Raw genomic sequence first — 14,103 nt, 5'->3', positions numbered from 1 at the left:
ATGCTGCTGTTAGTGCAATATACTCTGATCTTCGCATCCGTGCTGATGCTGGTAGCTCTGGGCGGATGTTTCTCGGAACATTCCGGTGTCATTAACCTCGGCCTGGAGGGAATCATGGTTATGGGTGCCCTCGGCGGCGCGCTTGCCATGAAGTACATGGGTGCTGATGCCTCAGCCCCGGCCATTATCTTCGGCACGACGCTTGCAGCAATTGTCTGCGGCGTTGTCTTCTCGCTGCTGCTGGCCTTTGCCTGCGTGAACTTCAATGCAGACCAGACCCTCGTCGGAACTGCAATGAACCTGCTGGCAACTGCATTCGCAACGATCATTGCCAGGGCCATCAATACAGCGGAAGACCCGAACAACGTCTCGAATACTATTCAGTACATCCAGCAGAAGAAAGCGCTGATCGTGAATATCAATGGTTTTGAATTCAGCTGGTTCATGCTGTTTGCCCTGGTCGCATTGATTCTTGCCTACATCATCCTGTACAAGACCCGCTTCGGGCTCCGTCTGATTGCCTGCGGCGAAAACCCTCAGGCAGCCGATTCCGTCGGCATCAATGTCTACAAGATGCGCTGGGCGGGCGTTCTGATCTCCGGACTTCTCGGCGGACTGGGCGGGATCGTCTATATCACCGCCGGTGTCTCCGAATGGAAATTCGAAGTAGGCGTTGCCGGCTTCGGCTTTCTGTCTCTTGCCGTTATGATCTTCGGTCAGTGGAAACCGCAGCGCATTGCCTTAGCCGCATTGATGTTCGGCTTCTTCCGGGCATTATCCAATGTCTATTCCGGCATTGCCTTCCTGAATGCACTGAACATCGATTCGAAGATCTATAACATGATGCCTTACATCATCTCGCTGATCGTCCTTGCATTCACATCGAGGAACTCTGCCGCACCGAAAGCAGAAGGCATCCCCTACGAGAAGGGATCCAGGTAGCAGGCTATGTATAAGCCGGAAATCGTATTCACCGGAAAGGATATTGCCCGCACCATCTCAGATACAAAAGGCATTACCCGCAAGCAGGCTGGCGAATATGTCGACACCGTATTCGAAGCCATGAAGCAGGAACTTGCAGAAGGGAAGAACATCTCCATTCACGGCTTCGGCAGATTCGAACAGAAAGTGCGCCCGGAACGCGGCGGGATCAATCCCCGCACGAAGGAAAAAGTACGTATCCCCGAATCCCGTACCGTTGTCTTCCATCCTGCAAAAGCACTAAAAGACAAAATCTCAGATTGAACCATAACCGCTGGCTGAAGCCGGCGGTTTTTATCTGAAAGCTCTTTCAGAAACTTTAACTGAAAATCACAGGAATTTTACAAGCAGTTGTCTGGCAGAAACATGCGCTCAATGTTAAAATGACTTTGCGTTAATAATGCGGTTTTTTGATATTCCTTTTTGGATAAACCGCAGAATTTACGCATCGCTCAGCAAAGCATACAGGAAGATTTATTTTCAGAAAATAAGAAATCTTTCCTCTGGTCTTCCTGTTTCTTCTTTTAATCAGAAAACAGACAGGGTAGGTCTATGAAAACAAGAAAAGAAGATAGAAAATCAAAAGTTTCGAGAAAGCGGAAGAGCTCTCTCTTAGGGCGTGCTGCTGCCGCCGGAACCGTCATCGGAACGACTTTCGCCGCCCATGGGAATACCGTCTATGCTCAGGAAATGGAGTCTGAGAGTGCTGCGGACAGTGAGAACGACTATACAGCAAATGCCCAGGCATCTGAGTCTGAAGCAGAATCCGTAAGCCCGGAATCTGAAAACGAAGCAGAGGCACAGCCTCAGTCCGAAGCCGAAGCCCAGCAGCAGAGCGAGCTGGAATCTGTTTATCTGGCAAGTGAATCTGCCGAAAAATCTGATTCGATTTCCACAGTTTCTGCTGCTTCTCAGTCTGAGTCTGCTGCCGAGATGCGCTCAGCACAGACTTCTGACACGCAATCCGCTTCTGCAGCTGCTTCTGAATCGCTGGCTCAGGAGAATCAGTCTCTCTTTGAAGCTTCCGTTTCTGCCTCAGTGAAATCTTCAGAAGAATCTTCCTCTCTGAACGCAGAAAGCATATCTGCCTCGAGGAGCAGATCCCTCAGCCTTTCTGCTGGTTCTGCAGCAGCAAGCACTTCTGCAAGCCAGAGCTTAGCCGCATCCGCTTCCAGCCAGAATGAGCAGGCCGCAAGCCAGTCTAAGAGCCAGAGCATTTCAGAGAGCACCAGCGCTTCGCTTTCTGTCAATGCAAGCCAGGCATCTTCTCAGAAATCTGCCATCTCTTCAGAAAGCGATGCTTCCGGAGATTCTGCTTCTCTTTCGCAATCAGCCGCAGCATCTTCTTCTATCTCTGCTTCAGAATCTCTGGCAGAGGAGAATGCTTCCCTGAGCGCGATTTCCGGATCCGTTTCTGAATCGATCAGCACTTCTGCTTCGGCATCCGCTGCTTCTTCCCAAAGCATGAAGACAAAAGAGAGCACCAGTGCTTCGGAAGCTTCTTCTAGCACTTCCGCTCGTGCAGCATCAGCTTCAGAAAGCAGAAGCATCTCTGCTTCCATGCGTTCTGCTTCCGAATCTGAAAGCACCTCTTTATCGGAAAGCACCGCTTCCATCAGAAAAAGCGAATCTCTCAGCAGAAGCACTTCGCTCTCTGCTGTTTCCAGTGAATCCCTGAGAAAGAGCGAGTCTCTGAGCAATGCAGGTACCTCTGCAAGCGACTCGTCCAGCACCTCTGCTTCTGCCGCAAAGTCGGCTTCTGCCTCTGCATCCGAAGTTCTTTCCGAGAAGACTTCCAGCAGTGCAAGCGAATCTCTTTCTGCCTCTGGTTCTCACAGTGCTTCCGGTTCCATTGCTGCCGCATCCGCATCCAAAAGCGAGAGCATTTCCGGAAGCCTCAGCGAATCTGAAGCAAGTGACAGTGCTTCTGCAAGCATCAGCGCAGTTTCGCAAAGTGAAGCTGATTCCATCAGCGGCAGCAAAGCGGACAGTCTCAGCGCATCCGAAAGCACTTCCCTCAGTACCATTGAATCCGTAAGCAGAAGCGCAGAAAGTGCCAGCACTTCGATTTCTGATTCCGCCAGTGCCAGCATGTCTGCCAGCGAATCTTCCTTAAGCACTTCTGCCAGTGCCTCTGCGGCTCTTTCAGAGTCCGCAAGAGACTCTGCTTCTGAATCTGCTTCCGCTTCCCTGAGCGAGGCCTCTGTTTCTGATTCAAAATCCGCAGCACTCTCAGAATCCAATTCTGTTTCTGCTTCTGCCAGTGCTTCAGAAAGTGTTATTAAGGCTTCTGAATCTGCTTCTGTCTATCAGAGTGAGATGGCAAGTCTCTCTGCTGCGATCAGCACAGCTGATTCCGCTTTCCAGTCTGCATCGGTCCAGTTCTCTCAGTCAAATCTGGAAGATCAGTATCTCGAAGATCTGATTGCAAAGATTGAAAAGGCTCGCGCTGAACTGAAAGAGCTTCAGCAAGGGTTTATCACAAGAGGAGAAAGCTACGTCTGGGGAGATTACTGGAAGAAAGGAAACGAGCTGGCTAACTATCTGGTTGAATACCGGTTCTACCAGGAGAGCCAGGTTACCTCGATCTCCGAAGGAAGATGGGAACAGAATTCCGGAGCAGGAAACTATGTGAAAGTGACCTATGTAGGAAAAGACCAGCAGACTCATACAGCTTATTTTGATTACATCACAGTCGATAAGAATGGGAATCCGCTCTTTGATATTGAAAAGCAGGGAGGCTCTGAGGGGTCTTCTGATCCGAAGGTGATCGGCGGTATTCTTGTTGTTCAGAAAACGCTTGGAGCAAATGGAAAGTTTATTCCTACAAATCGCAAGGACGTCGTAAGTTTCGGCAAAAAAGGATATGCATATTTCTCGGAAAAAGACTTTGAAAATGGAGTAGATGAATATCACAGCAACCGCAGTGCAGTTACTTCAGCCTCTGAGAGTCTGAGCGAGCTTTCCTCTGAATCCAGAGGCAGTTCTGAATCAGTTTCCTCCAACCTGAGTGCAAGCAGGTCTCTTCGCGAAAGTCTCTCTTCTTCCAGCGAATCCGATTCAAAGAAACAATCTGAATCCGCTTCTTTCCGTTCGGCATCTGAGAGCGAATCTCAAAAAAACAGTCAATCTGCTTCGGAATCGGCTTCCGAGTCTGCCAGGAATTCTCAGTCAGCAAGCGCAAGCAGATCCGAGAGCCAGAGCACAAGCGAATCTGAGAGCGGTGCATCCGCAAGCGCAAGNAGATCTGCATCGAAGAGCATTTCCGCTTCTGAAAGCAAAGCAGCAAGTGAGAGTGGTTCCGCCAGCGCCAGTGAATCTGAAAGTGAAAGTCTTTCTGCTTCTGCAAGCAAGAGCGAGTCTGAAAGCATCAGCAGCTGGAAGAGTCAGAGCAGGAATATCAGTCAATCTGAGAGTCAATCAGCAAGCACCAGCAAATCCGTATCTGATAGCATCTTTGCTTCAGGATCGGCAAGCAGATCATCCAGTCAATCTTTCTCTGAAAGCGTCAGTACTTCAGAGAGCCTTAGCGGAAAACTGAGCGATTCTGCTTCTTTGAGTGCGAGCAGCTCAGCTTCTGTTTCTGCAGAACAGAGTGAATCTGTATCCGATGAAGGTGAGAGCAGTCTGAGTCAGTCTGAACAAGATAGCAGCTCGATCAGGGACAGCCTTTCTGCAAGCACTTCGGAATCAGAAAGCAGGAAGTTCTCTGAATCCGGTTCTGCTTCGGCAAGTGAGGAGGGTTCTGAAAGTGAATCCACTTCATTAAAGGAATCTGAATCCGTCAGCACTGCCGCATCTGAATCAGCAAGCATCTCAGCTTCCAGGAGCAGTTCCGAGAGCCAGTCCCTCTCTGAAACGAAGAGCATTTCAGAGAGTGAATCTGCTTCGGCAAGCACTGCTTCAGAAGAAAGCCGTTCTCAGAGCCGTTCCATTTCTGAATCAGCAAGCTCTTCTGCAGAAGCAAGTGCTTCCTTGAGCACTGAACAGTCTGCATCCATCAGCAATTCCGGCAGCACAAGCATTTCCGCAAGTGAGAGTGCTTCCGGGAAAACCAGTACCTCTGCGAGCAGGTCTGCTTCCGAAAGCGGAGACGCATCTGCTTCAGATAGCAAATCTCTGAGTGAAAGTTCCAGTACTTCCGCAAGCATTTCTGCTTCAGCAAGCACCAGTGCCTCTATCAGTGCAGATGGATCTGAGAGTATCAGCACTTCGATCAGCAATAGCAATTCTGCCAGCAGAAAAGACTCAGAGAACGAAAGCAGACATGCTAGCGAATCGGAATCAGATTCCAGAAAAGAATCTGCAAGCATGTCTGCATCTGTCAGTGACAGCAGCAACAGTTTAGTCTCCGAGATTGAACACTCTGCATCTGTCAGTGCTTCTGAAAGCATCAGTGCTTCCCTCAGCAAGAGTACTTCTCTTAGTATCAGCGGTAGTAATTCTTCAAGCTTATCTGCAAGCCAGAGCACCAGTGAATCTAAGAGCACTAGCACTTCGGCTAGTATCAGCGGTTCTTCAAGCACGAGTACATCAGCTTCTGCGAGTGTGAGTACTTCCGCATTTGAGAGCATCAGTGAATCTGAAAGCACATCGACCAGCGTAAGTGAGTCTGATAGCGTAAGCAGCTCTGAGAGTGCGTCTGAGTCTGAGAGCTCATCAGAATCTGAAAGTGCATCTGAATCCGAGAGCATCAGCACTTCCGAGTCTGAGAGTGAATCGGAATCCGAGTCTGAGAGTGAATCGGAATCCGAGTCTGAGAGCTCATCAGAATCTGAAAGTGCATCTGAATCCGAAAGCATCAGTACTTCCGAATCTGAGAGTGAATCGGAGTCTGAGTCTGAGAGCATCAGTGAATCTGAAAGCACATCGACCAGCGTAAGTGAGTCTGATAGCGAAAGCAGCTCTGAGAGTGCGTCTGAATCTGAGAGCTCATCAGAATCTGAAAGTGCATCTGAATCCGAGAGCATCAGTACTTCCGAATCAGATAATGAATCTGAAAGCACCTCAACCATCACAAGTGAGTCTGAATCGGAGAGTGAGAGTCTTTCGACTTCAGGCAGTAAGTCTGAGTCTGATAGCACTAGTGCATCCGAAAGCGAGAGTGTTTCAGCTAGCAGCAGCGAGTCTGAAAGCATAAGTGGTTCGGAGAGTCAGGGCAAGAGCGCCAGCGAATCTGATAGTGTTTCCGTAAGCACCTCCACAAGCGAGTCTGAGTATGATAGCACAAGTGAATCAGAGACCGAGAGTCTTTCAGCTTCAGGCAGCAGGTCCGAATCAGAAAGTGAGAGTGCATCAGCTAGCAGCAGTGAGTCTGCAAGCATCAGCGGAAGCATATCAGGTTCTGAGAGTACTTCTGGTTCTGAAAGTGGATCAGTCAGTGAAAGCCGTTCTGCTTCACAGAGCACGGAGGCTGTTGTCAGTACTTCTTCAAGTATGGCTGATTCTGGGAGCGGAAGCATCAGTACTTCGGAGGGAAGCTTTGCTTCAGATCGCACAAGTGAATCTGAGACGGCAGCAGAAACTGTAATGGCAGGAGTTCAGTCTGCCAGTGCGACTGCTCCGAGTGCTAGTGCAGTTTCGGAGACTGGTTCTGAAAGTGTTTCGTCCGGGAGTGTTCTGGATGAAGCATCTGTCAGTGAGTCTGTTTCGGCTTCTGAGAGCAGCAGTCAGAGAGCAAGCTCGAGTGACAGTGCAAGTGCCGCAGCGAGCGAAAGCAAGTCTGCTTCTGCTTCGACGGCTGCTTCGGAGTCTGAGTCTCTGAACAGCAACAGCATTTCAAACAGCATCCGGATGTCGGCAGAAGATTCCTTCAGTGAGATGTCAAGCAATCATATGGCAGAGGGCAATGTCAGCGGAAATGAAGTCAGCGCTTCGCGGACGGCTTCAGCCGCAGGGACTGAGTCAAAGGAACTGGAAGAACTGAATGGGGCGGTTCTGCTTCAGGTGAGAAAGCATTAATCAGTCAGAAACACATAACTGGTCATTCGTCAGCCGGCGGATGACCATTATGCGTATCTGAAGAATTCAGGTTTATAGGAAGGATTCATTCTGGATGGAGAAACAGAAAACACATGAGCTGCGGAATCGGATTCTGTTCACGATTCAGGTTGCCGCAGTCTATCTGCTGTGCCGGAGCATTGTACTGTATGGCATTGATCCGGATTCCCTCAATCCCGGTGCCGCAGATGTGCAGGCATTGCTTTCGATGATGGTGAGCGGGGATCGCTATCGGGTGACGGTGATGGCGCTTGGCATCATGCCGTATATCAATGCTTCGCTGCTGGTGCAGATTATCTTTGCGTTCCGCAGCTCTGCTTCAAGAGCGAAGATTTCGAAAATGGAAAGTGATCGCTGGATGCGCACGGCTGCGATCCTGTTCAGCATCGTGATGGCAATCATGAGGTCTTATGAGCTGACCTACCGAAGCGATCTCGGACCGATCTGGGCATTGAGGCTGATCGTGACTCTCGAGATGATTGCCGGAGCAGCAGGAATCAGCTATCTCTGCTTTGAGAATGAAAAACATGGCATCGGTGCTTCGATGCCGATTATTCTGATCAACATCGTGACTTCGCTGGTTCAGAACATGAATGCGAATCATTTCTTCGAATTCCGGCAGATGATATGGCTTTGCGTGATTGTGATCATCGGAACGGTTCTGATGGAAAATTCGATTATCCGGATTCCGCTGCAGAGAGTATCGATTCATAACGTGCATGCGGATCAGAACTATCTTGCCTATAAGCGGGCTCCGATGGGCATCATGCCCGTGATGTTTGCAGCTTCGGCATTTTTCGTCCCGTATTATTTCGTGAAGATGCTGGCGTATTTCTTCCCGGAGAATGCATCTCTTGCTTCGGCAAGTGAGAATCTGGTGCTTACCAAGCCGCTCGGGGTCGGAGTCTATCTGATTCTGATTGTGGTGCTTTCCGTGGTGTTCTCGATGCTGATGCTGAATCCGAAGGAAACAGCGCATCAGCTGCAGCGCAATGGCGACAGCATCATCGGCTTAGCAGCAGGAAAGAAGACGAAGAGGTATCTGACTGGCATTGTGCTGAAGTGGAGTTTTCTCAGCGGGTTCCTGCAGATGCTGTGCATGGCTGTTTCCATGGGGCTTTCGCTCAGGGGACAGATTCCTGCAGCGCTTGCGATGGTGCCGTCTTCGGTGATGATTCTTGTCAGTATCGTTTGCAGCTTCGTGCAGGAAATCGGAACATACTACCGGTATGACGCCTATCGGTTCTTCTTGTGATGTGAGAAAGGAGAGAGCTATGCAGTATTTCATTCCGGCGTGGTATCAGGAAAATGACTGGAGAGAAAACGAACAGGTCTGGTATCGGTCAAGGACGGTCACGGAGTTCGATGATACCGTCAAGCAGGTCCAGCTGTTCTTCCGCCGCAAGGTTGCTCCTCTGGAGGTCGTGCTGCTGAGTTTTTCCCCGAACTTCCGCCATTTCCTGCATCGCCAGGGGGTCTATCATGTGCCGTACTGGTCGTGCTTTGATGCGATGCAGGGCATTTCAGTAAGAGCCATGCATACGTTCTCGTTTCATGATCTTTCGTGGCCGGAAGACGTGGAATTCGTATATTCGCCATTTGCCGTGCTCGTCATGCACAATCGTGAGAAGTATGCAGAGATCAGCTTCGCAGAAGATGGAAACATGTTCCGGGTGGATCTGTTCCGGAATGGCCTGATGAGTGCGAGCAATTTCTATGATGACCGCGGGTTTGTATCGCAGCAGATTGCTTATGAGAACGGAGTTGCTTCGTTCCAGAGATATTTTGATGAGCAGGGAGTATGGAAGTTTGCAAGATATCTGGAGGATGGACATGTCGTCATCAACCCGGAGAGTGCATTCTTCCTGCATGGCAATGAAAAGGTTCCTTATGCAAAGCAGCGTTATCAGAATCTTGATGAAGTCATTGCCGAAGTCCTGGCTGATTTTCTGAAGGATACTTCAGAAGAAGATGTGTTCACGATTGCGATGCATCCGCTGCATTCCGAGCTGCTGAATACGGTTCTGAAAGAGAGGCCGAAGATTCTGTCGTTCTTCGAACGCAGAATGGAGGCACATGCCTTCACAGAAGCAGAACAGGAACTGCTGGATTCGGCTGGCTGCATCGTTGCGGATAAACAAAGCACTGCAGAAGAAGTGAAGAAGCATCTGCATCGCGATACGCCGATCCGGGTCATCACGCCTTATGAGACGAGAGTTGAGTTCGGCATCAGCCAGCATCTGCAAGTTCAGAATATTCTGGCGGCTTGCGATGATCTGTCCGAAGAGCAGTTTGACCGCATGATCGTGCTGCTGGGCGGATATATCCGGAATCAGAATCATCGGGCAAGGGTCTGCCTGTTCACGCGGTCTTCGAAGTATGACGAGAAGATCGGCTTGCTGAAGCGGGCTCAGAATGCTCTCAGCAGAGCAGGCATGAATCCGGAGATGGCAGGAACTGAAGAAGGAGTCAGAGAGAATGATGTCTTAGAAGATCCGCTGGTCAGAGTATTTTCTGTCGCACAGTGCGTGGATGAGATGCATGTGAGCAGAACGCTCCGGGAACAGAGGGTCGTATGCGATCTGTCACCGCTGCCGGATCAGTTCCTGGAGATTTCTGCCATGAGCATGGGCATTCCGCAGATCACAATGCAGAAGACAGAATATATCGAGGACGGAAGGAACGGAAAAATCCTGAAGGATCTTTCTGAACTGCCCGAAGCAGCGGATTACTATCTGGGCAGCGTGGCGCATTTCAATGAAGCGCAGATTGCGTCTTATGATCTTGGCAGCCGGTTCACGGCGCCGGAGCTTGAGAAGGCATGGAAGGAGGTGATTCAGATTGATCAGCATTCAGGCACTGCAGCTGGGCGGGAATGATCTCTCTCTGGAGGTTGTTTTCAGCGAGGATGTGAAATGGAATTATGAGCCGGAGCTGAATGCTTCGGATCCCGAATATGACATCGCCTTCATTCTGAGAGAACTCAGCGAAGAAGAAGCGAAGTATCTGAATCGCCATGTGCGGGCCCACTGCCTGTTCTTCCTGGCAGGGCTGAAGCAGAATTCCGCAATGGAATGGCTGAGGAAAGCGAGAGCCGGACAGGAGATTTCTGCAGCAGATCTGAAGCCGTTTCTTTCGGATCAGCTGAAGAACTATGAGTCGAGGTCGTATGGCGAGAAGTTCGATCCGCATATGATGTCGGTCTCTCCGTATTTCCACGGTTCCGTGACGTGGCATGGATACACGGAGGCAGTCCTGGAAGGATCGTTCGGAGATACGATGCACCAGGCAGTATTCTGGCGCGGCAATATCCCGGTGGAAGAAGGCCAGGCAATTGATTTCTGGCTGGAGTATGAGAAGGATGATAGTGTCTCGATCGAACTCCAGATCATCCAGTTCCCGCGGGGCAGTGTTTCGGCGATTCAGAATACCTGGACCTTCTCAGAAGCAGATCTGAGGCAGCCGGTGACGATTGATAACGAGAAGCTTTCCGGGCCGGTATTTGTTTCTTTGAATGCGTGCGGGCATGGAAAACTGAAGATCCGGGCGCTGCATGACCGTTATTCCAGAAGAGGCGCAGGTGCCTTTCTCCCTGGCGGAAAACGGCTTGTCACTGCTGATGGAGAAGAAGTATTCACGTATTTTGATCCGGGGGATCTGAAACCGCCATTATGTGTGTATTTCTCCGGTTACAAGACCATGGAAGGCTTTGAAGGATACCGGATGATGAGAAGGATGGGATGCCCGTTTCTTCTGATCAGCGAATCAAGGCTTGAGGGCGGAGCGTTTTATCTTGGCAGCGAGGAATATGAATCGCTGATTGTCAGCGCCATCAGAAAAGCGTGCGGGGAACTCGGGTTCTCTGAGAATCAGGTCGTGCTCTCGGGACTTTCGATGGGCACGTTTGCGGCATTGTATTATGCGATTCGCATTGCGGCTGGCAATGTGATTGTCGGAAAACCATTAGTCAGTCTCGGCAATGTGGCTGAAAATGAACGCCTTGTGAGACCAGGATTGTTTGCAACCTCGCTCGATGTGCTGTGGAAGTCGGAAGGCAGTCTCAGCCAAGAGGCAGTAAAAGCGCTTAATGCGCGTTTCTGGGATCAGTTTGAAAAGACCGACTGGTCCGGCCGGACGATCTATGCGGCTTACATGATTGAAGATGACTATGACCAGGATGCGTATCAGAAGCTTCTGGCACATATGAAGGGCAGTCAGGCAAAGCTGATCGGCAAAGGCCTGCATGGCCGTCATAACGATGATACGCATGGCATTGTCAGCTGGTTTATCTGGCAGTATCACCGTGTGCTGCGGGAAGAATTCGGAAGAGAGCAGAAACAGGATGAATGAACTTGAAAACAGCTGGACGATAACCTGGAACGAAAATGCCGGCGATACGTATCTGTACGGATCAGAGATCAGGTTTATTGCCCAGGATGATGTGGAATTCCGTAATGCACTGATGCCGGCCGGAACGGTGATCAAGGTCTGGTATTCGATGGTTAACTATCAGGCCGGCAGAATCGAGCCTTCGCTTCCCATTATTGATGGGGAAGGAAGCTATCATGTTTCCCTGAAGATCGACACGGATGTGCCGCAGGGAATTTTTCTGCGTTTTGTATTTCATGGAAAAAACGGAGAGGAAGCAGGAAGTCGGGTCATGGACGAGCCGGAGATGGATCTGAAGTGTCCGCTGAAGGCATACAGCTATGAAGCACAGCTGATCTGTGCCGGGGCCCATGCATTCCATTTCCATTCCTTCACGATCACGGAGACCGGCAGACAATGACAGACAGAAAGCTGAAACAGATTGCAGATGCCGTGAAAGCATCTGCCGTAAAGATCTCCCGGCTGAGCGATCAGGAGCTCAGGCTGGAGACGAAGAGACTGAAGCAGGAGCTTTCAGAAGGAAAGAGCCTGGATGAGATTCTTCCGGAAGCCTATGCAGCAATTGCTGAGGCAGATCGCAGAGTCCTCGGGATCTATCCGTTTGACGAGCAGATCTACGGGGCTGCTGCACTGCATCAGGGGTGCTTAGCGGAAATGAATACCGGCGAAGGAAAGACGCTCACGGCAACGATGCCGCTGTATCTCCATGCCTTAACCGGAAAGAGCACGATTCTGGTCACGGCGAATGAATACCTGGCTTATCGTGATGCAGAGCAGATGCGGCCGGTCTTTTCCTTCATGGGCCTGACGGAGAGGGCAGGGGTCTCCAGAACTCCGGATCATTCCTTTACCAATGATGAGAAGCGGGTGAATTATGCGGCAGATATTCTGTATACGACGCACAGCGTGCTVGCATTTGACTACCTGCTCAACAATCTCGTGATGCGGGCGGAAGACCGGTTCATGCGTCCGTTTGAGTTCATCCTGATCGATGAAGCTGATTCCGTACTGCTGGATGGCGCGCAGATGCCCCTGGTCATCTCCGGTTCGCCAAGAGTGCAGTCGGATCTTTATGCCAGTGCGGATTTCTTTGTTTCGACGCTGGAAGAAGGAAGAGACTATGAGACCGAAGAGAAGTCAGTCTGGCTCACGGAGGAAGGGACTGCCTATGCAGAACGGTTCTTCGGGATTGACAATCTCTATGCGCATGAGAACTTCGAGCTGAACCGGCATATTCAGCTGTCTTTAAGAGCCAGAGTGCTGTTTCTGATTCAGAAGGACTACATGATCTCCGATTCCGGGGAGATTGTCCTGCTCGATAACAGCACCGGCAGAAGCCTGCCTGGCATGAAGCTCAGGGGCGGGGTCCATCAGGCCATTGAACAGAAAGAACACCTGGAGCTTTCCCAGGAGCAGCGTTCAGTTGCTTCGATCACGTACCAGAATCTGTTCCTGATGTTTCCGAAGATGTGCGGCATGAGCGGCACCTTCTTTGATGCGAGAAAAGAGCTGCGCCAGGTGTATCACAAGCGGGTGGTCATTGTTCCGCCTCATAAGAAGCTGCAGCGCATCGATCGGGAAGACCGGTATTTCATGACGGCTGAAGAGCAGTTTGAAGCAGCCCTGAAAGAAGCGCTGAACCATCACGCGACCGGGCAGCCGGTGCTGATCGTCACGGCGACGATCCAGGATACGCAGATCTTCTCGCGGATGCTGGTAGATCGCCATGTGCCGCACAGCGTTCTGAATGCAAGCAATGCATACTGGGAAGCGGAGATCATCGCTGCGGCCGGCAGGAAGAATGCGGTGACGGTATCGACCGGCATGGCTGGCAGAGGCACTGATATCAAGCTGGAAGACGGTGTGCAGGAACTTGGCGGACTGGCGGTGATCGGCATCGGCCGCATGGAGAATACCCGTCTGGAGCGGCAGGCCAGAGGCAGAGCAGGCCGCCAGGGCGATCCGGGCAGCAGCCAGTTCTTCGTATCGCTGGAAGATGAGATTGTGACGGAAATGTTTCCTGATCAGACGGAAGCGGTGCTTTCCGGAAAGAAATCCATCTCCCATGGGCGGCTGAAGCGCCTGATCCAGCGGGCTCAGCGGACCATGGAAGAGCAGAGTGTCGCAACCCGCGAGCAGGCAGTCCGGTATGATCAGATTCTGAGAAGACAGAGAGAGATCCTCTATGCCGCAAGAAATCGGCTGCTGGACGGCGAAGCCGTGCAGGAAGATCTGCTGAAGCAGATCGTGCATGAGAACCTGAAGCGGTTCGTGAAGAGCCATCGCTCTCTTTCAGAAAGCGATCTCTGCCGCTATGTGCTCGATCATCTTTCGTATGAAGTGAATCCGGAAGTGCTTTCTCTGTCCCCTCAGAAAGATTCTGCGGGTCTTCTGAACAGGCTGGAGGCTTATGCGGACGGACTGCTGAAGCAGAAAGAAGATTCGTTTGAGAATGCAGAGCAGCTGCAGGAGTTCGAGCGCGCATGCATGCTGAAGGCGCTGGATGAAGGATGGATCGAGGAAGTCGACTATCTGCAGCAGCTGCAGTATGCGATCACCTCGCGAGGAACTGCCCAGCGGAACCCGATCTTCGAATACAGCCGGGAGGCATACCATTCCTTTGAAAATATGGAGCAGACGATGATGGAGAACATTGCCCGCAACTTCTTCCTGGCTGAAATAGGGCAGGGGTCTGACGGGAAGCAGATGATTCTGTTTCCGTAAGGAGAAGCG

At 50.9% G+C, this 14,103-nt stretch carries 14 protein-coding genes; 8 read left to right on the top strand and 6 right to left on the bottom strand.

The window, feature by feature from the left end; all coding sequences use genetic code 11:
- Together FYJ51_RS07680 and FYJ51_RS07675 are read left to right on the top strand one after the other, a co-directional pair.
- The gene (locus FYJ51_RS07680) at window positions 1-942 is read left to right on the top strand and encodes an ABC transporter permease (RefSeq protein ID WP_154504698.1); all 942 of its coding nucleotides are present in this window, start codon (window positions 1-3) and stop codon (window positions 940-942) included.
- 6 nt (window positions 943-948) lie between these two features.
- Window positions 949-1,245: an HU family DNA-binding protein gene (locus tag FYJ51_RS07675; RefSeq protein WP_154504696.1), complete on the top strand. Its 297-nt coding sequence runs from the start codon at window positions 949-951 to the stop codon at window positions 1,243-1,245.
- A 740-nt stretch (window positions 1,246-1,985) separates the two neighbouring features.
- On the opposite strand, the gene FYJ51_RS07670 is transcribed toward FYJ51_RS07675, so the two are convergent.
- From FYJ51_RS07670 to FYJ51_RS07645, 6 genes are all read right to left on the bottom strand, one after another.
- Entirely contained in the window at window positions 1,986-2,231 is a 246-nt protein-coding gene (locus FYJ51_RS07670; RefSeq protein ID WP_154504694.1) for a hypothetical protein, read from the bottom strand.
- A gap of 18 nt (window positions 2,232-2,249) precedes the next feature.
- Window positions 2,250-2,714 carry a hypothetical protein gene (locus FYJ51_RS07665; RefSeq protein WP_154504692.1) on the bottom strand — a complete coding sequence of 155 codons (465 nt, stop codon included), beginning with the start codon at window positions 2,712-2,714 and terminating at the stop codon, window positions 2,250-2,252.
- Between the two features lie 99 nt (window positions 2,715-2,813).
- The gene (locus tag FYJ51_RS07660) at window positions 2,814-3,224 is read right to left on the bottom strand and encodes a hypothetical protein (RefSeq protein ID WP_154504690.1); all 411 of its coding nucleotides are present in this window, start codon (window positions 3,222-3,224) and stop codon (window positions 2,814-2,816) included.
- Between the two features lie 1,389 nt (window positions 3,225-4,613).
- Entirely contained in the window at window positions 4,614-4,850 is a 237-nt protein-coding gene (locus FYJ51_RS07655; RefSeq protein ID WP_154504688.1) for a hypothetical protein, read from the bottom strand.
- Between the two features lie 51 nt (window positions 4,851-4,901).
- A complete protein-coding gene (locus tag FYJ51_RS07650) occupies window positions 4,902-5,783 on the bottom strand; it encodes a hypothetical protein (protein WP_154504686.1) in 882 nt (293 codons plus the stop codon).
- A 351-nt stretch (window positions 5,784-6,134) separates the two neighbouring features.
- Entirely contained in the window at window positions 6,135-6,443 is a 309-nt protein-coding gene (locus FYJ51_RS07645) for a hypothetical protein (protein ID WP_154504684.1), read from the bottom strand.
- A gap of 67 nt (window positions 6,444-6,510) precedes the next feature.
- Between FYJ51_RS07645 and FYJ51_RS07640 the strand changes: the two genes are divergently transcribed.
- From FYJ51_RS07640 to secA2, 6 genes are all read left to right on the top strand, one after another.
- Window positions 6,511-6,942, top strand: a complete 432-nt coding sequence (locus tag FYJ51_RS07640; RefSeq protein ID WP_154504682.1) for a hypothetical protein — start codon at window positions 6,511-6,513, stop codon at window positions 6,940-6,942.
- Between the two features lie 94 nt (window positions 6,943-7,036).
- The gene (locus FYJ51_RS07635; protein ID WP_154504680.1) at window positions 7,037-8,236 is read left to right on the top strand and encodes a hypothetical protein; all 1,200 of its coding nucleotides are present in this window, start codon (window positions 7,037-7,039) and stop codon (window positions 8,234-8,236) included.
- Window positions 8,237-8,255: 19 nt separating this feature from the next.
- Window positions 8,256-9,860 (top strand): accessory Sec system protein Asp1, encoded by a 1,605-nt coding sequence (gene asp1, locus FYJ51_RS07630; RefSeq protein WP_205946242.1) that lies wholly within the window; start codon window positions 8,256-8,258, stop codon window positions 9,858-9,860.
- On the top strand, window positions 9,823-11,331 hold the full coding sequence (gene asp2 / locus FYJ51_RS07625) for an accessory Sec system protein Asp2 (protein ID WP_154504676.1): 1,509 nt from the start codon (window positions 9,823-9,825) through the stop codon (window positions 11,329-11,331). Before asp1 ends, asp2 begins: the two co-directional genes overlap by 38 nt.
- Window positions 11,324-11,770 carry an accessory Sec system protein Asp3 gene (gene asp3 / locus FYJ51_RS07620; RefSeq protein ID WP_154504674.1) on the top strand — a complete coding sequence of 149 codons (447 nt, stop codon included), beginning with the start codon at window positions 11,324-11,326 and terminating at the stop codon, window positions 11,768-11,770. Before asp2 ends, asp3 begins: the two co-directional genes overlap by 8 nt.
- A complete protein-coding gene (secA2, locus tag FYJ51_RS07615) occupies window positions 11,767-14,094 on the top strand; it encodes an accessory Sec system translocase SecA2 (RefSeq protein WP_154504672.1) in 2,328 nt (775 codons plus the stop codon). Before asp3 ends, secA2 begins: the two co-directional genes overlap by 4 nt.
- Window positions 14,095-14,103 lie beyond the last annotated feature (9 nt).

Source organism: Stecheria intestinalis (assembly GCF_009696165.1).
GTDB lineage: Bacteria > Bacillota_I > Bacilli_A > Erysipelotrichales > Erysipelotrichaceae > Bulleidia > Bulleidia intestinalis.
Note: the sequence above shows the minus strand (reverse complement) of the source record. Positions and strands in the feature narration are given on the sequence as shown.